The organism is Paenibacillus sp. sptzw28 (assembly GCF_019550795.1).
Classification (GTDB): domain Bacteria; phylum Bacillota; class Bacilli; order Paenibacillales; family Paenibacillaceae; genus Paenibacillus_Z.
In genome coordinates this window covers 5,758,519-5,779,785 of the sequence record NZ_CP080545.1, presented here as the reverse complement: position 1 = coordinate 5,779,785, position 21,267 = coordinate 5,758,519, and the positions used below count along the sequence as shown (strand labels likewise).

Annotated in this window: 18 protein-coding genes, 2 pseudogenes and 1 riboswitch; of the genes and pseudogenes, 11 read left to right on the top strand and 9 right to left on the bottom strand. The window is 53.6% G+C overall.

Annotation, left to right across the window (positions count from 1 at the left end; translation table 11 throughout):
- Nucleotides 1-78 precede the first annotated feature (78 nt).
- The 3 genes from KZ483_RS26740 to KZ483_RS26730 form a co-directional block, all read right to left on the bottom strand.
- Nucleotides 79-1,305: an epoxide hydrolase family protein gene (locus KZ483_RS26740; RefSeq protein ID WP_220350529.1), complete on the bottom strand. Its 1,227-nt coding sequence runs from the start codon at nucleotides 1,303-1,305 to the stop codon at nucleotides 79-81.
- A gap of 77 nt (nucleotides 1,306-1,382) precedes the next feature.
- A complete protein-coding gene (locus KZ483_RS26735) occupies nucleotides 1,383-1,829 on the bottom strand; it encodes a MarR family winged helix-turn-helix transcriptional regulator (protein ID WP_258881444.1) in 447 nt (148 codons plus the stop codon).
- A gap of 142 nt (nucleotides 1,830-1,971) precedes the next feature.
- Nucleotides 1,972-2,229 carry a DUF6262 family protein gene (locus KZ483_RS26730; RefSeq protein WP_220350528.1) on the bottom strand — a complete coding sequence of 86 codons (258 nt, stop codon included), beginning with the start codon at nucleotides 2,227-2,229 and terminating at the stop codon, nucleotides 1,972-1,974.
- Nucleotides 2,230-2,493: 264 nt separating this feature from the next.
- On the opposite strand from KZ483_RS26730, the gene KZ483_RS26725 reads away from it, so the two are divergent.
- The 4 genes and pseudogenes from KZ483_RS26725 (at nucleotide 2,494) to KZ483_RS26715 (ending at nucleotide 6,264) form a co-directional block, all read left to right on the top strand.
- Nucleotides 2,494-3,267: an HAD family hydrolase gene (locus KZ483_RS26725; RefSeq protein WP_220350527.1), complete on the top strand. Its 774-nt coding sequence runs from the start codon at nucleotides 2,494-2,496 to the stop codon at nucleotides 3,265-3,267.
- A 98-nt stretch (nucleotides 3,268-3,365) separates the two neighbouring features.
- A riboswitch (cyclic di-GMP riboswitch) is annotated at nucleotides 3,366-3,453 on the top strand.
- A pseudogene (locus tag KZ483_RS28970) lies at nucleotides 3,435-4,346 on the top strand (LamG-like jellyroll fold domain-containing protein); the annotation flags it as partial. It overlaps the preceding riboswitch by 19 nt.
- Nucleotides 4,347-4,403: 57 nt before the next feature.
- Entirely contained in the window at nucleotides 4,404-5,639 is a 1,236-nt protein-coding gene (locus tag KZ483_RS26720; protein ID WP_258881788.1) for a right-handed parallel beta-helix repeat-containing protein, read from the top strand.
- A 151-nt stretch (nucleotides 5,640-5,790) separates the two neighbouring features.
- A complete protein-coding gene (locus tag KZ483_RS26715) occupies nucleotides 5,791-6,264 on the top strand; it encodes a DUF4362 domain-containing protein (protein ID WP_220350525.1) in 474 nt (157 codons plus the stop codon).
- Nucleotides 6,265-6,282: 18 nt separating this feature from the next.
- Here KZ483_RS26715 and KZ483_RS26710 read toward each other — a convergent pair whose 3' ends face one another.
- Nucleotides 6,283-7,077 (bottom strand): helix-turn-helix transcriptional regulator, encoded by a 795-nt coding sequence (locus KZ483_RS26710; RefSeq protein ID WP_220350524.1) that lies wholly within the window; start codon nucleotides 7,075-7,077, stop codon nucleotides 6,283-6,285.
- Between the two features lie 129 nt (nucleotides 7,078-7,206).
- Between KZ483_RS26710 and pyk the strand changes: the two are divergent.
- The 3 genes and pseudogenes from pyk to KZ483_RS26695 all read left to right on the top strand — a co-directional run.
- Nucleotides 7,207-8,238, top strand: a pseudogene (gene pyk / locus KZ483_RS26705) (pyruvate kinase); the annotation flags it as partial.
- A gap of 90 nt (nucleotides 8,239-8,328) precedes the next feature.
- Nucleotides 8,329-10,344 (top strand): ABC-F family ATP-binding cassette domain-containing protein, encoded by a 2,016-nt coding sequence (locus tag KZ483_RS26700; protein ID WP_220350522.1) that lies wholly within the window; start codon nucleotides 8,329-8,331, stop codon nucleotides 10,342-10,344.
- 659 nt (nucleotides 10,345-11,003) lie between these two features.
- Complete coding sequence (locus tag KZ483_RS26695; RefSeq protein ID WP_220350521.1) at nucleotides 11,004-11,414, top strand: VOC family protein; 411 nt, start codon at nucleotides 11,004-11,006, stop codon at nucleotides 11,412-11,414.
- A gap of 389 nt (nucleotides 11,415-11,803) precedes the next feature.
- On the opposite strand, the gene KZ483_RS26690 is transcribed toward KZ483_RS26695, so the two are convergent.
- The 3 genes from KZ483_RS26690 to KZ483_RS26680 all read right to left on the bottom strand — a co-directional run bounded on the left by KZ483_RS26690 (nucleotide 11,804) and on the right by KZ483_RS26680 (nucleotide 13,902).
- The gene (locus tag KZ483_RS26690; protein ID WP_220350520.1) at nucleotides 11,804-12,241 is read right to left on the bottom strand and encodes a Dps family protein; all 438 of its coding nucleotides are present in this window, start codon (nucleotides 12,239-12,241) and stop codon (nucleotides 11,804-11,806) included.
- A gap of 37 nt (nucleotides 12,242-12,278) precedes the next feature.
- Nucleotides 12,279-13,244 carry a thioredoxin-disulfide reductase gene (trxB, locus tag KZ483_RS26685; protein ID WP_220350519.1) on the bottom strand — a complete coding sequence of 322 codons (966 nt, stop codon included), beginning with the start codon at nucleotides 13,242-13,244 and terminating at the stop codon, nucleotides 12,279-12,281.
- 262 nt (nucleotides 13,245-13,506) lie between these two features.
- Nucleotides 13,507-13,902, bottom strand: a complete 396-nt coding sequence (locus tag KZ483_RS26680; RefSeq protein ID WP_220353708.1) for a secondary thiamine-phosphate synthase enzyme YjbQ — start codon at nucleotides 13,900-13,902, stop codon at nucleotides 13,507-13,509.
- Between the two features lie 192 nt (nucleotides 13,903-14,094).
- Here KZ483_RS26680 and galU point away from each other — a divergent pair, with 192 nt between their 5' ends.
- Nucleotides 14,095-14,976, top strand: a complete 882-nt coding sequence (galU, locus tag KZ483_RS26675; protein WP_220350518.1) for a UTP--glucose-1-phosphate uridylyltransferase GalU — start codon at nucleotides 14,095-14,097, stop codon at nucleotides 14,974-14,976.
- 100 nt (nucleotides 14,977-15,076) lie between these two features.
- Here the strand turns inward: galU and KZ483_RS26670 are convergent, their stop codons facing one another.
- Entirely contained in the window at nucleotides 15,077-15,508 is a 432-nt protein-coding gene (locus tag KZ483_RS26670; RefSeq protein WP_220350517.1) for a DUF6220 domain-containing protein, read from the bottom strand.
- 186 nt (nucleotides 15,509-15,694) lie between these two features.
- Here KZ483_RS26670 and KZ483_RS26665 point away from each other — a divergent pair, with 186 nt between their 5' ends.
- From KZ483_RS26665 to KZ483_RS26655, 3 genes are all read left to right on the top strand, one after another.
- Nucleotides 15,695-16,804 carry a GntR family transcriptional regulator gene (locus KZ483_RS26665; RefSeq protein ID WP_220350516.1) on the top strand — a complete coding sequence of 370 codons (1,110 nt, stop codon included), beginning with the start codon at nucleotides 15,695-15,697 and terminating at the stop codon, nucleotides 16,802-16,804.
- A 227-nt stretch (nucleotides 16,805-17,031) separates the two neighbouring features.
- The gene (gene araD / locus KZ483_RS26660; protein WP_309568684.1) at nucleotides 17,032-17,727 is read left to right on the top strand and encodes an L-ribulose-5-phosphate 4-epimerase; all 696 of its coding nucleotides are present in this window, start codon (nucleotides 17,032-17,034) and stop codon (nucleotides 17,725-17,727) included.
- A 138-nt stretch (nucleotides 17,728-17,865) separates the two neighbouring features.
- A complete protein-coding gene (locus KZ483_RS26655; protein WP_220350515.1) occupies nucleotides 17,866-19,542 on the top strand; it encodes a ribulokinase in 1,677 nt (558 codons plus the stop codon).
- A 161-nt stretch (nucleotides 19,543-19,703) separates the two neighbouring features.
- Here the strand turns inward: KZ483_RS26655 and KZ483_RS28965 are convergent, their stop codons facing one another.
- Complete coding sequence (locus tag KZ483_RS28965) at nucleotides 19,704-21,263, bottom strand: hypothetical protein (protein ID WP_220350514.1); 1,560 nt, start codon at nucleotides 21,261-21,263, stop codon at nucleotides 19,704-19,706.
- Nucleotides 21,264-21,267 lie beyond the last annotated feature (4 nt).

The window sequence follows — 21,267 nt, the reverse complement described above, 5'->3', positions numbered from 1 at the left end:
GGAATACTTTATGTTTAATTATCGTAAACGACCAAAGAACCGCGATCCTTTATTGAAAGCTCGATCCTGTTGAATCTTTTATCGACGTCCTCGGAAGGTGCGGCGCAAATCCTCAACCCACTTGTCCGGAATTTCCCAGGGGATGAAGTGTCCACCATGTTCGTGGGCTGTGATGTTGACATGTTTATACCAAGGAGCCCGATCGCTGTCGAGAAAATTAGGTACGCGATTTTCGGTCGTGATACCCGGCGGATTTTCGTAGCCCACAAAGGTTATACCGGTTGGTGCCTCAATTACGGGCCAGCGATCATGAGCAGGTGTCCATGGATAACGGTTATTGTTCGCATAGACGCGCATCGAGGTTTCGATTGCGTTGTTTACCCAGAAGATTGTTGCGTGCGTAAGGATGTCGTCCCTTGTAAAGACATTCTCGACGTTGCCGTTATTGTCACTCCATTTGGCCCATCGTTCTAGGATCCATGCGAGCATTCCAACTGGCGAGTCGCTCAGTCCGTAGGCGAGTGTGCCGGGATCAAGAACGTGAACGGCGAGATGCGATGCGAAACGGCGATCAATCTCCAAAATCTGCGATCTGATTTTCTCAGTGATGTTGTCGGGAATGGGACGGCCTCCAGAGAAATCCCAAGCGCGATCTCCATTAAAAAAGCTCAGTTTTAGAGCAGACCCGATATGTATTGCGTAGAGCTCGTCACTATATTTGTGTCCCAGTTGACCGGTCACGAGAGCACCTACATCGCATCCCCCTGCCGCGTATTTCGCATAGCCGAGAGTATCGGTCATTAGCGTATGCCAGAGATCGGCAATTTTCCAATAGTTCATGTCCGGGTTGTTTGGCAGTGGCGCCGAGAATCCAAAGCCAGGAAGTGAGGGCACGATTACGTCGAATGCTTCAGCCGGATCGCCCCCGAATGCGCCAGGGTCCGCTAGTGGATCAATGACCTTGGACCAATGCCAGAACGTCCAGGGCCAGCCATGGGACAGGATCAATGGTACAGGGTTGGGCCCCACGCCAGGTTTACGCATAAAGTGCACAGGTACTCCGTCAACATCTACTTTATAGTGTTCGTAGGCGTTGATCGCCTTCTCGGATTTGCGCCAGTCAAACTCGTTAATCCAATAGTCGACGAGTTCCTCAAGGTAGTTCCGACTAACACCGTAAAACCAGTCATCATTACCGGCATCGAGAGGCCATCTAGTGGATTTTAAACGATTTTGAAGATCAGCAAGTAACTCATCCGATACGTAGATCGGACTCGGTTCAAGCACGAAAGGAGCTGTTGTCATAAATGTTCCTCCTTGTATTCGTTTGTTTCGTTCGACCACCCGGGTATGAACAATGGAAAAGGCAACCTCGGCGGAGACTATGAATCATTTCCCAGTTCGACCAGACGCCTCAATGCGGGTATTGCGGACGCAATTGCTTGTTTTTCTTCCAGAGTGAGCCCTTCCATGAATTTCGAAAGTTGCGCAATGCGATCCAATCGACGCGAATCAATAACATTTGCCCCCAGCGCGGTAATATGCACTTGAACGACTCGGCCATCATTTGGATCTGGTCGGCGCTCGACGAGCCCGTCACGTTCAAGTCGTGTCACCAGCTGTGTGACTGCCGACTGCGTAACTTGTTCATTAACTGTCAACTCAGTAAGCCGCATGGGACTCTTGAGGGACAACGTGTGCAGGACGGAAAGTGTAGTAAAGCTTAGTTTTTCAATTGACGGCAACCGAATGAAAATCCTCGTTAAATCTTCGAACACCATAGCGAAGTCGCTAACGTTCAACTCAGTCAGGTTATTTTTAGGTTCCATGAATAAAACTATATCACAAATTTATATAAGTTTCTAATGTAAATTTAGTTGACCAAGACTCCAACCAGATTAAAGACGTTGGGTTCACGCCCCCGTTTCAACGAAATCATGTTCTCTACTTGTGTCACTAACCTCCGTTAACTCAATGAATGCAACTAAAATTTTTCGTAGTAGGTGCTTGTAATTGTTGACAGCGTAAGTATTCAATCCTCTGGCGGATATTTGAATGGTTATATAAACTCGCTTGCGAGACACCCGATTCTTCTGATAGGCTATTGAAATTGATGCTCTTGTTGACTCGTAAGAGGCGTGAGATCGCCTGACCTACCTTCTCTAAGGTGCTTGCCTTCCGTTGGGCTTGGATGCTCTTCAGATGGGCTGTACGATCGTAATTAGCCATTTCCAGCACTCACCTTTCTTTTTACACGGTCTTGTCTACCGAAAATGATGTTGCCTTCTTGTTCTCCGAAGGCTGCGAGGAGAGGCTAAGCCCTCAATTTCTGAAATGGGCTTGGCAAAATCCAGCAAAACAAAGGCCAAAGATTTTGGCAAAACTTCAAAGTTTATCGAATGAAAAGAAAATAATCATCCTAAAGTCTCCGAATGACGTACGAGAATTTTTGGCAAGCGTGAAGTTATTGAAGTAACCGGAACGATTAATAAAATGCTTCAAAATAAAGGAGAGAAAGAACAAATGAAGGACTTCCTGCAGAACATCAGGGCCGTTTTCTTCGACCTTGACGATACGCTTTACGACCAATTGGAGCCGTTTCGGGCGGCCGTCGCCGATACCATGTCTCCAGAAACTGCCGCAGAGCTGGAGCTCGGGACGCTGTTCCGCAGAGTGCGCCACTACAGCGACCGGCTGTGGGACAGCTACAAGGAGGGGAAGCTCAGCCTGGAGGATGTACGGATGCAGCGGCTGATTCTCGCATTCGGGGAGCTTGGCATTGAAATGAGCAAGGAGACGGCGGCGGCCATTCAGTCCCGTTATTTGCAAGGGCAGCAGCAAATTATGCTGTCCTCGGGTGCGGAGGAGTTAATAGCGGCTCTTCGGCAGCGCGGTCTTGATGTCGGAATTCTCACCAACGGACCGGTAGATCATCAGATGGTCAAAATCCGTGCCCTTAAGCTGGACCGTTTAGTACCTAAGGACCGGATCTTTATATCCGACGCGGTAGGAATCGCGAAGCCGGACCCGCGTGTCTTTGAGCATATCAGCCGGGTTACCGGACATTTGCCAGAACACTGCTTATATATCGGCGATGCGTGGGAGAACGATGTAATCACCTCGCTGGAAGCGGGTTGGCGTGCAATATGGCTGAGCAGAAGAGGCTTCCGGCCCGATACCGGCCATCAGCCGGCTATGATTATTAGCGATTTGCGGGAACTGCTTGACCTTATCGTTCTATCAAATCATGAAGTAAGCCCCAAATAACTGTGTTTAATAATTAAATCCTTCGAACCATAAACAGATATCTCCCACCTCCTGTATAATAAAGGCGATTCGACATGATTCTACATATTTTTTGATCAATCTCGATAAGGCAAACCTGGTGAAAGCCAGTGACGCAAAGCTAAAGGGGCTTCTGCGGCGAAAGCCGCATGCCAGCCAGCCGCCGAAGGATGGTGATATCAGCGGAACCTTCCTGTCAGTATAGAGGGTTCTTTTTTGTTGTCGTGATGATAGAAGGAAAATATCAGATTTACAGGGTTTATGCTTACGATGCTGCGTTTTCTCCGAAAACGCCTGATTATGCTTACGATGCTGCGTTTTCTCCGAAAACGCCTGATTATGCTTACGATGCTGCGTTTTCTCCGAAAACGCCTGATTATGCTTACGATGCTGCGTTTTCTCCGAAAACGCCTGATTATGCTTACGATGCTGCGTTTTCTCCGAAAACGCCTGAGGAGGGTTATGTTCATGGGTCGAAAAAAATTAGCAAAAATCGCCGCTTCTGTTCTTTCCTTTGTCTTGATTGCGGCATGCTAATGATTGCTCCGGTTCTAGCAGCCACAACCTTCAGTGATGATTTTGAGAACGGTACCGCTGGCAATTGGACCGCTCAGAAGGGTACTTGGTCTGTTGTGAGAGACAGTGGTACTTATGTCTATTATCAATCCAGTATGAACGAGGGACGGGCAATGGCTGGAGACCAGTCATGGACGGATTATTCCGTTGAAGCCAAAGTTAAAGTGGACAAATGGAATGGCAGCAACCGCACTTATGTAGCCGGACGTTATAAAGACGGCAACAATTTCTATGCGGCGTCTTTATTTAACAGCGACGGAGGCAAACTGGAGATTCGGAGGAAAATAGACGGCTCAACCACAACGCTGTCAACGAAGGATTTTCCGCTTGCTGAGGGCACATGGTATACGGTGAAGCTTGAATTGAACGGTACAACGATCAGCATGTACATAGATGGAACCTTACAGTTAACGGCTAATGATTCAAGCTTGACTTCCGGAGCTGTTGGCTTGGTGGCTTACAAGACATTCGCCAAATTCGACAATGTCAACGTAACGGGCTATTACAATGAGACATCGCCGACTGAACCCGCTCCCGGGCCGGTGCCTGCCCCGACTGAACCACCGGCTCCAGCTCCTTCCGATACAGCTTCACCCGGCGTTTTCTATGTTTCGCCGGATGGATTGGACGGTAATTCCGGGACGCTGATCAGTCCGACTACGTTAAGCTCGGCTATCGCGAAGCTCCCGCCCGGAGGAGTGATCTACATGCGCGGCGGAACGTATTCTTATTCGTCGGAAATCAGGATTATACAGTCGAACAGCGGTACGCAGGACGCCAGGAAACAAATCGTTCCCTTCGAAGCGGAGAAGCCTGTGCTCGATTTTTCCTCGGAGCCTTACAGCTTCACCAATGTCGGAAGTAACGACAGGGGGATTCGAATCGACGGCAGCTACTGGACGATCAAAGGGCTCGAAATTAAAGGAGCCGCCGATAACGGTATCTTCGTATCAGGCCACTTTAACCGGATTGATAACGTCGACGTCCATAACAACCGGGATTCGGGGCTGCAGCTCAGCGCATACAGTTCGACAGCTCCGAGAAGCGAATGGCCCAGCAATAACGTAATCATAAACACTTACTCTCACGATAACTTCGATCCGGACAACGGAGAGGATGCCGACGGCTTCGCCGCGAAGCTGACGCTTGGGCCAGGTAATGTGTTTGACGGCTGCATCGCAGCCTACAACACCGATGACGGCTGGGATCTGTTCACTAAAACAGAAACAGGACCCATTTCACCGGTAACGATCAAGAACAGTGTTGCCCACCACAACGGTCAGACTTCATCGGGCGTATCGACAGCTAACAGCGACGGCAACGGGTTCAAATTGGGCGGCAGTCAAATCGCCGTAGACCATATAGTCATAAATTCCATTGCGTACCTGAATAAACAAGACGGCTTCACTTACAACAGCAACCCGGGATCGATTAAGCTCACCAATAATACGTCTGTGCGCAACGGGCAAAGTAACTTCAACTTCGCCGTTGGCACCCATGTGTTCATGAATAACATATCTTACAAGGGCGGCGCCAGCGATAAAATAAGCGGCACCGACGTACTGAAGACAAATGTCTGGTGGCAAAACAGTAAAAGTGTTAATGCAAAGGGACTTTCTGCCGGCGACGCCGACTTTATAAGCCTTAAGCCTGAATTAATCCGCAATGCGGACGGTTCCCCTAACCTCGGGAACTTCCTGAAGCTTGCGGAGGGAAGCGAACTGATCGGCTCAGGAACGCCGGACGGCACGAACATCGGCGCGTTCTTCCAACACTGAATTGTTACAGGGCGTTACACGAGTACATGGGGAAAGTTGAAAATAGAGTCATAAGGGGCGGCCGCGGCTGCTCCTTTTTCTCAGGCAACAATTCCGGATTATTTTCGTCTGAAAGAGTAGATGCTGCCATCTGTGCGGGAGGCGAAGCTTAATGCGTAAAAAATACTTGTTATTCGTATCGATGATTATGTTGACTGCATGCAGTTTGTTTTCCAATCATTCTGATTTGACCTTTCACGAGGCTGAGAAAGCGGGATATGTCGTATCAGGCCCTGGAGGGTTGTCTGGCATCCGGAAACTGGAGGAGTTTCATCAGAATGTTCAAAATAAGCTCAAGAGCCAAGTAAGCATCGCCCAATATACCGATGAAGGGGATCCGATCTATACTGATCTGGATTTTAATGGAGAGGCGATTAAATATACCTATGATAATTCATGGGATGCGTTCGGAGGACAAGGGAAAGGCGTCAGAACAGCAACCTGTAAGGCAATAATTAAACGCACCGGTCCTTATGGGGAGGCCAATGGAACGGTATATTTATTAAGTCAGTGTAACCGCGATATCGGATACAGCGACCCGGATAGAAAGGAATATTTCCTGTTATTTGTTCCGCAAATGCAATGATACTGCCGTGCCCGGCAGCTACACCAGCCCTGTACGCTCCCGTTCTGCAAGCATATCGGACGGCAGCTTGCCGACGGTCCGCTTGAAGACGCGGTTAAAGTAGGAGGGATCGCTGTACCCGAGATGGTCCGAAATCTCCTGCACCGACAGGTGGGAGTGGCTCAGCATATATTGTGCCGTCTTCATGCGCCTAAGGTGAACGTATTCGCTGATCGTAAGTCCCGTTACTTTGCGAAACAAGGCTGCCGCGTAATTGGGACTGACTCCGACGCTTGCGCCAAGCTCGATCTTCGTAATCTTACTGCGGTACTGCTCTTCGATAAACCGCTTCATTCGCTCGATATGCCGAATAGCCGACGGCGCCTTCGCACCCTCGTCCACCTCTCGGTTCACCGTTACGATAAGCTCTGTCAGCAGGGCATCGCACATCACCGTGAAATAACGGTCCTGCTCCGTCCACTGCTCGGCAAGCTGCAGCAGCTTATCCAGAAGCAGCTCCGGCATGTGGGTCATCCAGCGCAGCGGTTCCGTGCGGGCCAGAATGGGAAGAATCGCCGCAGCTTCCGCGCCGGAAGGACTGAAGCGGACCATCATGCTCTCGCGGATGCCGCCGTTTCCCTTCAGCTCGGAGGCGGGGACGCCTGCGGGAATAAGCAGCAGCTCGTTCTTGCGGCAGACGGCCGTTTGTCCTCTGTATTCGAAGCTGCATTGTCCGAAGCGCACCCAGATAAGCGTATAACAATCGGCGCCAAGCGTCCGGCGCTCCTGCCGAAGGATGCCTCGTTCCTGCCGAAGTTCAAAGATGTTAAACATAAGTGAAGCTCTCCGTTTCCGTTCTCACAGTACTATAGTGTAATTACTGTACTATAGTACATCGATCTTCCGCAATCGTTCTTTTACAATAAAGGAAGTGAAATACCCCATAGGAGAGTGTAACCACCGATGAAAAAGACACAAATCGTATGTACGATGGGACCCGCTTGTCTGTCTTCAGATATACTGGAGGATATGATCAAAGAGGGTATGAATATTGCAAGACTGAATCTTGCCCACGGCGAGCTTGACGATCACCGTCAGCGCATTATCAATGTTCGCGCTGTCGCTTCCAAGCTGAACATGCCGGTCGCAACAATGCTTGACATTAAAGGCCCGGAAATCCGCACAGGGCTGCTGAAGGAGCCGTCTTACTCGCTTAAGAGCGGAGAATTTCTGACGCTGACGACCGAGCAAATTAAAGGAACGGAGAAACGGATTTCCGTCTCCTATGATTTGGCGCAGGATGTGTCGATCGGCTCGCGCATCATGATCGACGACGGGCTGATCGAGCTTCAGGTCGTTCGAATTGAAGGAACGGATGTCGTGTGTGTCATTAAGAACGGCGGCGTAATCAAATCCCGCAAAGGCGTCAACCTCCCGGGTATCCGGACGAGCCTGCCTGGCGTGACCGAGCGCGATAGGCAGCACATTCAGTTTGGAATCGAAATGAACGTCGATATGATCGCGATGTCGTTCGTTCGGCGCGCGGAGGATGTGCTTGAAGTGAAGCGGATGCTGGCCGATAAGGGAGCAGCCCACATTCAGGTTATTTCGAAGATTGAAAACCAGGAAGGGCTCGACGAGCTTGCAGCCATTATTGAAGCATCCGACGGCATCATGGTGGCGCGCGGGGATCTGGGTGTAGAGATTCCGGTTGAAGATGTGCCTGTTGCGCAGAAGGTTATGATCGCCGCATGCAATCAGGCCGGTAAATTCGTCATTACCGCTACGCAGATGCTTGATTCGATGCAGAGCCAGCCGCGGCCGACCCGCGCTGAGACATGCGATGTCGCCAATGCGGTTTGGGACGGCACGGACGCCGTGATGCTCTCCGGCGAGACGGCATCGGGCTGTTATCCGGTGGAAGCCGTACGCACAATGGCGGCGATTGCAGTCAAGGCGGAGCAGTCCGCAGCGGCTTATGCGAAGAAAGATTTGATTGAAGCTTAGCTTATCGTTTAAAGTTAGTACAGGCGGAGCGCGCAGCGATGCGCGTTTTGCGATTTGCTAACGTTAGGCGGGAATCATATGCACGTATTAACGGTTGATCATATTTCAAAAAGTTACGGCGAGAAGGTTTTGTTTCAGGACGTGTCGTTCGGAGTGGAGATGGGCGACAAAATCGGAATTATCGGTGTGAACGGCACCGGCAAATCGACGTTTCTGAATGTCGTCGCAGGTTTGGAGCCCCCTGACTCGGGCTCTATTCTTGTTGGCGGCGGGGTGACGCTTCAGATGCTGTCGCAAAATCCGCCGTTCGATCCGGAGCTCACGGTGCTAGAGCATGTGCTGAGCGGCGATTCCAATCAGATGCGCGCCGTTCGGGCTTATGCCGAAGCGCTGCAAGCGCTTGAGCTGCTGCCGGGGGATAGCGGGCTGCAGGAGAGATTGGTGCGGGCCAACCAGCAGATGGATGAGCTGGAGGCATGGGGTATTGAGAGCGAAGCGAAGACGGCGCTGACGAAGCTTGGCATCGGACGGTTCGATGCCAAGCTCGGCACGCTGTCCGGCGGACAGCGCAAGCGCGTCGCGATGGCGGCGGCTTTGGTGCAGCCGGCGGATGTGCTGCTGCTGGACGAGCCGACCAACCATATCGATAACGAATCGGTCGCGTGGCTCGAGCAAATGCTTCAGAAGCGCAAGGGCGCGCTGATTATGATTACGCATGACCGGTATTTTCTCGATCGCGTCAGCAACCGGATTCTGGAGCTCGACCGGGGCCGGGCGTATTTCTATACGGCCAACTACAGCCGGTTCCTGGAGCTGAAGCTGGACCGGGAAGAACGCGAGGCGGCATCGGAATCGAAGCGGCAGAATCTGCTCCGCAGCGAACTGGCATGGATGCGCCGGGGAGCGAAAGCGCGCACGACCAAGCAGCAGGCGCGCATCCAGCGGTTCGAAGCGCTGCAGTCGGCGGCACCGGAGAAGGCAGGCGGGAAGCTCGATGTCTCGGTTGCCTCATCACGGCTGGGTAAGAAAATACTGGAGATCGACGGGCTGACCAAATCGTTCGAAGGCGGACGGCCGGTGATTCGCGATTTCAGCTATATTGCCGTGCCGGACGACCGTGTGGGCATTGTTGGACGTAACGGCCTCGGCAAGTCGACGCTGCTCAAGCTGATTGCCGGCAAGCTTGAGCCGGACGCGGGTACGGTTTCACTCGGGCCGACGGTACGGCTCGGCGTGTTCTCGCAGGAGCGGGAAGAGATGGACGACAGTCTGCGCGTCATCGACTATATCCGCGAAGGCGCGGAGCGCGTGACGACGGCGGACGGAACGACGGTGACGGCAGGGCAAATGCTGGAGCGGTTCCTGTTTCCGCCGGCACAGCAGTGGACGCCGATTGCGAAATTGTCGGGTGGAGAGAAGCGTCGGCTGCAGCTGCTGCGCGTTCTGATGGAAGCGCCGAATGTGCTGCTGCTCGATGAGCCGACCAATGATCTTGATATTACGACACTGACTGTGCTCGAGGATTATCTGGACGACTTTCCCGGTGTCGTATTCACCGTCTCCCACGACCGATATTTCCTTGACCGTACGATGGATCGCATCTTTGCGTTCGAAGGCGACGGGGTCATTACGCAGCATGTCGGGAATTTCTCCAATTATGAAGAATATGCCTCAGTCAGCGGAGGTGGCGGCGGCGGTGGCCAAAGCGCCGCTGCAGTGCGGAGCGGCATCGCGGGAGGCGGCAAAGCCGGAGCCGGAGAACGAAATGAAACATCAGCTCCCGGCGGCTTGCCGGGGAGCGACGGAACTGCCGGAAGCACAGCGGCAGGCGGCAGCGGGGAGACTCAGCGGTCCGTCAAGATGTCCTATAAGGAGCAGAAGGAATTCGAAACGATCGACGATGTAATTGCCGAGACGGAGGAAGCGCAGCAGGCGCTTGCCAAGCGGATGGAGGAAGCGTCGAGCGATTCGGCTCTGCTCCAGCAGCTGCTCAAGGAACAGCAGGAGCTCGAAGAGAAGCTTGAGCAGCTGATGGACCGCTGGGCGTACTTGAACGAGCTTGCGGAACGCATCGCAGCAAGTAAGAAAGGCTAATTCAGCTAGTCTACACCTCTTGCGCTATTCAAATTACGCGTCCGACTGTAAAATATAGTTTTAGACTAGCCGCTGACATTAAGCTAATTGGCAGATAGCCAAAAGGGAGTGTCCAGGAGTAGTTTGCCATAGTGGGAGTTGAAGGAAATCAAACGGGAGTAGCTGTTTCTACTCCCGTTTTTCGTCGTGCGCTTGAAGCATGTCTTTGCCGCAAGTTATTTGTATAGTACATAAAATATCTTGCACTTTTAATATGCTTAGGCTAGTTTTATGTGTCAACCGGAATGTCGAGAAACGAACCCGTTTGGTTTGATGTTCCCTATGAATTTGTATAAACCTTGGAACGTCATCCGTGACAGGGAAGGCAATCCGGTAGGAACCTTACTTACGGAAATTCCCCACTCCGGACCAGGATTGAAACTGGCAGAATAGAGCAGTGAACTTGTACGTGCCCCAAAAACGATTTCTTGGAAGGAAAATAGCCACATGTCAGGTCCAAATCCCAATGCAATATGCTGTCAGTGGACTCCAATTATAATAAAGCTGCCGGACAATCCCCGGCCTGATAAAATAACCACCAATTATGACAAGGGTTGTCACTATTAAAGGTTACACTATCAGAGAAAGATCAATCCTAAATGTTGAAGGAGCTGTATACTATGGAAGTGCAACTGAACCCGTATATTATGCTGGACGGAGGCGCTCGTGAGGCGATCGCCTTTTACGAGCAAGCGTTGGACGCGAAGGTGGTATTCAAGCAGACCTTCGGCGAAGCCGGACAAGCGGTGTCGGAGCAGGAGAGAGACCGAGTAGCCCATTCCGTCCTGATGATCGGAGGAGCGGTTCTGTTAGTAGCCGATACGGAACCGGGGGTCAGGTTCGCGCAGGGCAAGCAGGTAAACATCTGCATCACCATCGCCGATAAGGAGCAGGCCCAGAAGTATTATGAGGCGCTGAAAGAGGGCGGACAGGTCGATCACCCCCTGCAGGAGGTCTACTTCAGCCCCGCGTACGGAATGGTAACAGACAAATTCGGCGTCGCCTTCCAGATTTTCACGAAGAGGGCGTAATGGTGGTTTCGCCTTTGGGTTTTGCTACCAGGTAACGTTAGTTCAATGAAACAGCGACAGTCTAGGACTTTTTTCTTGTCCTTTTAAAAAAACGCGTGAAATGAAGAAATCAAATCTAATACTTTATTTTCACTGAACACTTCGCACAATGCCGGAAATTTAAAAATCCCGCCGCTCGCTGATACGAGTGGCGGGATTTTGTTAAAATATAAGAAAGTATAAGTCTCACGCTTATACTTTCTTATATTTCTCTGGAATGAAACGCGCTCCGCCGCCTAATGGACGGCACAGAACCAAGCGCGAACAGTAACGCGCTAATGGTTCGTGCGAAGCGCCAGCCGTTTCACCTTATATTACCGGTTAGGGAAAGCCCCTTCAGACAGTATCGATTAACGGCCGTTGAACGCTTTGAGCATCCACAGATGCTTTTCAAGCGACTTGTGAACGGCAAGCAGCATATCGGCGGTTGTTTCGTCGCCTTTCTTCTCGGCTTCCTCCATGCCTTCCTTCAGCTCGGCGGCTACCCCTGAGAAATCGTTGATCAGGGAGTCGACCATTTCTTCAGCGGATTCGTCACCGGTCGCTTCTTTCACGCTGGAGAGCTTCAGATGCTCCGTCATCGTCGCTACCGGCTTGCCTTCGAGTGCAAGCAGGCGCTCTGCGAATTCATCGACGACGAGCGTCGCTTCTTCATACAGCTCTTGAAATTTAACGTGCAGCGTGAAGAACTGATTGCCTTTCACATACCAGTGGTAATTGTGCAGCTTCACATAAAGAACGCTCCAGGTCGATATTTGTTTGTTCAAAATATCATGCAATTTTGTCATGTCAAGGCAGCTCCTTCGCATTAAATTGTTGTTTCTCTTAGGCTTCGATTACCTCTGCAATCGCGTGGCCGGTGCCTTCCGCCTCCAGCGCCTCCAAATACCGCTCGCAATCAAGCGCGGCCATACAGCCGCTGCCCGCAGCGGTTATCGCTTGGCGGTAGCTGCGGTCCTGTACGTCGCCGCAGGCGAATACGCCGGGGACGTTCGTTCTAGAGGTTCCGGGTTCGACGAGAATGTAGCCCTGTTCGTCCATGGTCACTTGTCCGCCGAGAAACTTCGTATTCGGCGTGTGTCCGATCGCTACGAATACGCCGTCCGCCTCGAGCAGCTGCTCTTCGCCGGTAACGTTATCGCGGACGAGAAGACCCTTCAGTCCGAGTTCGCCGGGCACGACTTCAAGCGGCGTGACATTAAGGCTCCAAGTGATTTTTTCATTTGCACGAGCCCGCTCCTGCATGATTTTCGACGCGCGCAGTTCATCGCGGCGATGAACAAGCTTCACGTCCGTCGCGAAGCGGGTAAGGAAAGAAGCTTCCTCCATAGCCGAGTCTCCGCCGCCGACTACGATGATCTTTTTACCGCGGAAGAAGAATCCGTCACAAGTTGCACATGTGCTGACGCCCCGGCCGATATTACCCTGTTCACCAGGGATGCCCATATATTTTGCCGAAGCTCCCGTGGAAATAATCACTGACTGCGCAATTATCGTGCCGCCGTTATCAAGCGTTAGTGTGAAAGGGCGCTCCGACAGGTCGGCAGCCTGCACCCACCCGGTTTGAAAACGTGCGCCGAACCTCTGAGCTTGCTTGCGCATGTTGGACATCAGCTCGGAGCCAAGAATGCCCTCCGGGAACCCAGGGAAATTCTCGACCTCTGTCGTCGTGGTTAATTGCCCGCCCGGCTGCGGTCCCTCCAGTACGAGCGGACTATAGCCCGCCCTCGCGAGATAGATGGCTGCCGTCAATCCGGCTGGCCCGGTTCCTACGATTACAATGTGTTCCATTATGGTGCTCTCCTCTCTTTAACCGCGCCTAATCTGGCTTGAACCAGATAATAATAAGTTGTAAATTAAAATTATTATAAATAAGTAAATAAGTCAATACCGAGTTTTGGAGCCGCCAAAAAAAACCCCCGTATTTCCGCGGACCCAAACCGCATTATTCTCACAATAAAAAACACGCCCCGGGCGCAACTAACGCTGCTTCAATGCGGCGCTGAAACGTGGCTGCCCGGAGCGTGCTATTATTTTCTTACAAACCGCCAACTCAGCCTTGAATTAATTTCACATAATACTCACGTGTGCGGGGCCCGTCGAATTCGCAGAAATAAATGCCCTGCCATCTGCCGAGAACAAGACGCCCGTCCACAATCGGAACGGTTTGCGAGGTGCCGGTCGTGATCGCTTTCAAATGAGCGGCGGTATTGCCTTCGGCATGCCGGTATTTGGGGTGCTCCCACGGATAAACTTCGTCAAGCCGCATCAGCACGTCGTGCTTCACATCAGGATCTGCGTTCTCCTGAATCGTTATGCCTGCCGTCGTATGGGGACAATAGATTACGGCGATGCCGCTCTGAATCTTCTCCTTGCTGACGATAGAGGCGATTTCACGGGTAATGTCGATCATCTCATCATGCTTCGAGGTACGAAGCGCCCGGTTCATAAGCAATGCGTTATCACTCCCTTGCAAGCAATGAGTCGCAATCGCTTATAGTTTGGCATGAATCCGGGGGAGGTGTCAAATTAATGAATGAGCGCATTTGTGAGGCCTGTTTGAAGTAAAATAAATGGTACGTTGTGAAAAATACGGTTATGATGAAAATAGACGAGTCACAGCAAGGGAGAGGAAACGAATATGACGGGTAAACGTGTGCGTAAAGCAATTATTCCGGCGGGAGGACTCGGCACGCGGTTCCTGCCGGCTACCAAAGCGCAGCCGAAGGAGATGCTGCCGCTCATTGATAAGCCGGCCATTCAATATATCGTGGAGGAAGCGGTCGCCTCCGGCATCGAAAGCATTATGATCGTCACCGGACGGAACAAGCGGGCGATCGAGGACCATTTTGACAAATCTGCGGAGCTTGAGACCGAGCTTGAAGCTCACGGCAAGGCGGAAATGCTCGAGCTCGTGCGTAGTATTTCGCATATGGCGGACATTTACTATACTCGGCAGCGGGAGCCGCTAGGCCTAGGACATGCTGTACTGTGCGCGCGCAGCTTCACTGAGAACGAGCCTTTTGCCGTGCTGCTCGGCGATGATATTTTGCTCTCTGAACCGCCGTGTCTCAAGCAGATGATTGACGTTTACGAGGCGGAGCGCTCGTCCGTCATTGCCGTAATGGAGGTGCCGTGGGACCAGACGCACAAATACGGCATTGTCGATCTGGAGGAAGGCGATACGCGGGGACGTGTGCGCGATTTGGTCGAGAAGCCGCATCCCGGCGAGGCGCCTTCAAATTTGGCGGTTGTTGGGCGATACGTGCTGGAGCCCGCTATCTTTAATTTGCTCGAGCGTGCGGAACCGGGCAAGGGCGGCGAGATTCAGCTTACCGACAGCCTGCAGCGTCTCAACTGGCAGTCTCCGCTGACTGCATTCCGTTTCGACGGCCGCAGGCATGATGTCGGCGATAAGCTGGGTTTTGTGCAGGCGACCATTGATCTGGCCCTGGACAGGGAGGATCTTGGCAGCGATGTGCGGGCATACTTGCTGCAGCGGCTCGGTTTATTTGTGAAGTGATGATCCGTTAATTCGGCATTAATTATTCATGGCGCGATTAATTAAGCCGCTTGCCCTGGCCAAATTGGCCGGCAGCGGCTGTTTGCATGTGCCACGGAGCTCAGCTTCGCCATACTGCGTAAGCCCGCTTGACTGTCACGACGGAGGTCCAGAACAGCAGCAGAGCAAATACCGGATGAAGCGCCGAGAAAATCGGGGCGACCTGCGACATGTGTACAGTTGCATACTGCAGCGCGATCAAGGCTGTCATCACGAGCGAGAACCACCTTACGGCACCGCGAACGCGGCCGAAGTAGGTTAGAATGAACATGCCCACAGGAAGCATTTCAAAATAGTGAATGAACGTAGAATGAGCTTTCCAGTGAGACGGGTTTACGAAGAGGGCCATGCCTGCCAGAAACACTTGGATGGCAACGCATACCGCGAACAAAAAGCCAAGCAATAACAAGGACAGGCGGATGTAGCCGAAGCCCGGCTGTCTGGCATTGCCGGATTCCGTTTCTTGAGCGGCCTCAGCTGCAGATGCAGGCATCAAAATTTCCTCCATTCTTATAATCATTGTGAAGATCATGTTAGGGGGAAATGCGTGTTTTGTCAAAAACAAAATGTAATTCATAAATTGCCGCTCGTTACCCGGCCCTTTTAATTATGTACGTACAAGTTTCGGGCATGATATACTTATTGCGTACAAGTTGGACATTGTGAATCGAGGTGCCGCGTGAAGGAACAGCTTCCGCCCAAGTATATACAGTTGAAAGAAGAGATTGTGTCGTGGATCGCCTCCGCCCAATTCAAAACTCACGATAAATTGCCGTCGGAGAACGAGATCGCCGCCCGGTTCGGCATGAGCCGCCAAACAGTTCGGCAGGCGCTTGGCGATTTGGAGGCTGAAGGCTGGCTCTACCGCTCGCAGGGCAAAGGGACCTTCGTCGCCGATAAGGCTGACGGCAGCTCACTTAAGGCGCCGCAAGGACTCACCATCGGAATGATGACGACGCACATTTCCGATTACATCTTTCCCACCATCGTGCGCGGCGTGGAATCCGCGCTTCGTCTGCAGGGCGGAAGGCTGCTGCTGGCCAGCACCGATAACGAGAAGGAGAAGGAGCGCGAGAGCTTGGAGTCGATGCTGCAGCAGCAGCTCGGCGGGCTTATCATCGAGCCTACCAAGAGCGCGGAAGGGAACCCGAATCTGGATTATTTTCTATCGCTTGAAGCGAGGAATATTCCCTATGTCATGCTGAATGAACGCTACAGCGATCTTGATGCGCCGTGCTTGAAGGTGGATGATGAGCTCGGGGGCTTCCGCGCCGCCGAGCATCTGGCGCAGCTTGGCCATAAGCGGATTGCCGGGTTTTTCAAAACCGACGACTTCCAGGGGGTGTACCGGATGCGCGGCTTCCTTCGCTGCCTGCGTGAGCGTCAGCTGAATCTGCGCCCCGAGTATCTTATCCGCTACACGACGGAAGAGAAGCGGACCAAGCCGGTTGAAGCGCTGGCGTCGCTGCTCGGACATGGTCCTGCCGAACGGCCGACCGCCATTGTATGCTATAACGACGAACTGGCCGTCCGGATGCTGGATGTCGTCCGGGGCAGCGGTCTGACGGTACCTGCCGACCTGTCGATGATTGGTTTCGACGATGCCACTTTGGCTACGGCCACTGAAGTGAAGCTGACGACGCTTGAGCATCCAAAGACGAAGATGGGTGAAGATGCCGTGGGTCTGCTGATACGTCTGCTCGAGCATAAAGGCGGCCTTGTGCAGGATATCGTTTACGAGCCGAAGCTGATTGTCCGCGATTCGACCGCCCCGGCTGCCGTCCTATAACTGCAACAACGTGGATTCGCAGGATGGTTACACGGCAGATTGAGCGGGCGATTGCCTCGGCTTTTGCGCTGCTATTCGTTGGGCCTGCCTTGTCTCCGGTATAACGAGCTTCCAAGAAAATATATCGTGACACACTTGTACGTACAAGTTATAATAACAATAGATTAGAGCTTACATGTCCGTGCAGCAGATTACGGGCATTTTTTATCGGCGAAAGGAGAGTTATGATGCTGGAATCATTAAAGCAGGCTGTCTGGGAAGCGAATATGGAGCTTCCTAAATATGGGCTTGTCACCTTTACCTGGGGCAACGTGAGCGGCATTGACCGCGAGAGCGGTCTTGTTGCAATTAAACCGAGCGGAGTTCCTTACGAGGATCTGCGTCCTGAGCAAATCGTAATTGTCGATCTGGAGGGCAATGTTGTGGAGGGAGAGCTTCGGCCGTCGTCTGATACGCCGACGCACGTCGCGCTCTACCGCGCATTCGAGGGCATTGGCGGAATTGTGCATACGCATTCGCCATGGGCGACAAGCTGGGCGCAGGCCGGACGTGCCGTTCCAGCGCTCGGCACGACGCACGGGGATTATTTTTACGGAGAAATACCTTGTACCCGCCCCATGACGGAAGCTGAGATTCAAGGAGCGTATGAGCTGGAGACCGGCAATGTCATTATCGAAACATTCGATAAAGGCGGAATTGATCCGAACCAGGTGCCTGCGGCGCTTGTATTCAGTCACGCCCCGTTCTGTTGGGGCAAGGATCCGCATAATGCCGTCCACAATGCGGTAGTTGTCGAGGAAGTGGCGAAGATGGCGCTTCATACCTTCCAGCTGAATCCGAACGTTCAGCCCATGGATCAGCATCTGCTTGACCGGCACTACCTGCGTAAACATGGTAAAAACGCCTATTACGGCCAGAAGTAAACGGTTTTTATTATAACTATTGTTATACGGCTGTATGCACCGGGTCTGGCTGCATTCATCGGCTGGCTATGCGTAATACTGTTCGCGCTTGCAGAGCCGGTATTGTTTATACAAAACCCCTGAGGAGGAAAAAACTTTATGAGCAGCAAGTATGCGATCGGCGTCGACTATGGGACGGAATCCGGGCGGGCGGTGCTGGTTCGTCTGTCCGACGGAGCGGAAATCGCCGAGCATGTGACGCCTTACCGTCATAACGTAATTGATGAGAAATTGCCGGAATCGGGTCTCAAGCTGGAGCATGACTGGGCCCTGCAGCATCCGGCTGATTATATTGAAGTGCTTACTCAATCGGTGCCGGCGGTTATGAAGGAATCCGGCATTGATCCTGCCGAGGTTATCGGGCTCGGGATCGATTTTACGGCATGCACGATGCTGCCGATCGACCAAGCCGGCCAGCCGCTTTGCTTCGATCCGGCCTACAAAGAAAATCCGCACAGCTGGGTGAAGCTGTGGAAGCACCATGCCGCACAGGACGAGGCGAACCTCATCAACGAGATCGCAGCCAAGCGCGGAGAATCATTCCTTCCCCGCTACGGCGGCAAAATATCGTCCGAATGGATGCTGGCGAAATCGTGGCAAATATTGAACGAGGCGCCTGAAATCTACGAGACGGCGGATAAATTCGTTGAGGCGACGGACTGGGTAGTCGGCCAAATGACGGGCAACATCGTGCGCAACAGCTGCACCGCCGGCTACAAGTCGATCTGGCATAAGCAGGAAGGTTACCCTAGCAGTGATTTTCTCAAAGCGCTTGATCCGCGGCTTGAGAACCTTGCCGAAACAAAGCTGCGTGGTGATGTACTTCCACTGGGCACCAAAGCGGGCGAACTGAACTCCGAGATGGCATCGCAAATGGGTCTGCCGGCTGGAATTGCCATCGCTGTCGGCAATGTCGACGCGCATGCGGCGGTTCCCGCTGTCGGCGTTGTAACACCGGGCAAGCTGGTTATGGCCATGGGCACATCGATCTGTCATATGCTGCTTGGTTCCGAGGAGAAGCAGGTGGAGGGTATGTGCGGAGTTGTTGAGGACGGAATCATCCCGGGCTATTTCGGTTATGAAGCCGGTCAATCGGCTGTCGGCGATATTTTTGCCTGGTATGTGGACGAAGCGGTTCCGGCATATGTGGTTGAAGCGGCGAAAGAGGAAGGCATCAACGTTCATGAGTGGCTGGAGAAGAAAGCGTCCGAGCTGAACGTTGGTGAGTCGGGCGTAGTTGCCCTCGACTGGTGGAATGGCAACCGTTCCGTTCTCGTCGATACGGACCTTACCGGTTTGCTGCTCGGCTGCACCCTGCTGACCAAGCCGCAGGAGATTTATCGGGCCCTGCTTGAAGCAACGGCGTTTGGAACGCGCAAAATCGTTGAAGCCTTCCACAGCAACGGCGTGGAAGTTAATGAGCTTTATGCATGCGGCGGACTGCCGCAGAAGAACCGCCTGCTCATGCAAATATATGCGGATGTGACGAATCGCGAAATTAAGATCGCTGCATCGAAGCAAACTCCGGCGCTTGGCGCGGCTATGTTTGGAGCGGTCGCCGCCGGAGCGGCCAAAGGCGGCTACGATAATGTTGTAGATGCGGCTGCAAGAATGGCCCGCGTCCGCGAGGAATCGTTTAAGCCAATTCCGGAGAATGTGGCGGTCTATGACAAGTTGTACGCCGAGTACAACCAGCTGCACGATTACTTCGGCAGGGGCGCCAACGATGTGATGAAACGTCTGAAAGCAATCAAGGAAGAGGCAAGTGCGCACTAAGCGGTCGGAATGACGATAAGGGCCTGATCAAAGCGGATGCTTTGATCAGGCCCTTATTTTTTAAAGAAATATCCTAAGGAGGCTTACGCCGCCTTATAAAATTCTCATCACATTATAAGCCTTTTGGCTATTCTCCCTGAAATTGCCCTGGGAATAAACAGTTAACCTTCTTGATTGACGTTCACTTCTTCTGCATTCTGTTCAATAAGCTCATAGTTGCTTTCTATTTCGTCGGCTCGCTGCGTATCCGTTTCAAACTCTTCATCTTCACGCGGAATTCCAGCTCCACGTACAACGAGCTCCAATCCGATCGTATCGCCTCTTTGTACAGGCAAGTAAAGAAGAGTTTCACGAATTCGACGGCCGTTGACGCGTACGATGGCGTCGATATTGCCGGTGACAACGACGCCGTCTACCGCCGCGATTCGACCGTTAGGACGGAACCGCACGGCACCCGTTGCGGCCAGCGCCTGATAAATCGTCATTCCGCGGAAATGACGTATCCTGTAAGATCGTGTGAGCCACGGGAAGAAGCGCCCTCCACTGATAAAGACGGTCACAATGTTCGGGAATGGCCCGGGTCCGGGACCAGGGAATGGCCCGGGGAAGGGACCGGGGAATGGCCCTGGTCCAGGGAATCCACCGCCGGGTCCGCCGAAACCACCGCCGAGAGCGCCGAATCCTCCACCGGGGCCTCCGAAGCCGCCGCCAGGTCCGCCAAAGCCGGCACCGGGTCCGCCGAATCCTCCACCTATGCCGCCAGGTCCGCCAAAGCCGGCACCGGGTCCGCCGAATCCTCCACCTATGCCGCCAGGTCCGCCAAAGCCGGCACCGGGTCCGCTGAATCCTCCACCTATGCCGCCAGGTCCGCCAAAGCCGCCACCGGGTCCGCCGAATCCTCCACCTATGCCGCCAGGTCCGCCAAAGCCGGCACCGGGTCCGCCGAATCCTCCACCTATGCCGCCAGGTCCGCCAAAGCCGCCACCGGGTCCGCCGAATCCTCCACCTATGCCGCCAGGTCCGCCAAAGCCGCCACCGGGTCCGCCGAATCCTCCACCTATGCCGCCAGGTCCGCCAAAGCCGCCACCGGGTCCGCCGAATCCTCCACCTATGCCGCCAGGTCCGCCAAAGCCGCCACCGGGCCCGCCAAAACCGCCGCCCATGCCGCCGCCAGGTCCGCCGAATCCGGCCCCGGGCCCGCCGAATCCTCCGCCCAAGCCGCCGCCTGGCCCGCCGAATCCGGCACCGGGTCCGCCGAATCCTCCGTCCATGCCACCGCCAGGGCCGCCAAAGCCGCCACCAGGTCCGCCGAAATCGCCGCCCAAGCCGCCGCCCAAGCCGCCGCCCAAGCCGCCGCCAGGTCCGCCGAAGCCGGCCCCGGGCCCGCCGAAGCCTCCGCCCATGCCGCCAGGTCCGCCAAAGCCGGCACCGGGCCCGCCGAAGCCTCCGCCAGGGCCGCCCAAGCCACCACCCGGCCCGCCGAAGCCTCCGCCCATACCGCCGGGTCCGCCGAATCCGTCATCAAAGTCACCGAAGCCACTGCCCATACCACCGCCGGGTCCGCCCATACCACTACCGGCTCCGCCCATACCACCACCGGCTCCTTGCCCCGGCGATGTCATCCCGCGTGCACCACCGCATCCGCAATCGCCGCCTGCAGAAGGTGGATAAGTAGCGTAGCCTCCCTGGGCCTGCTCGGGAATATACGAGTTATACCACATGTAC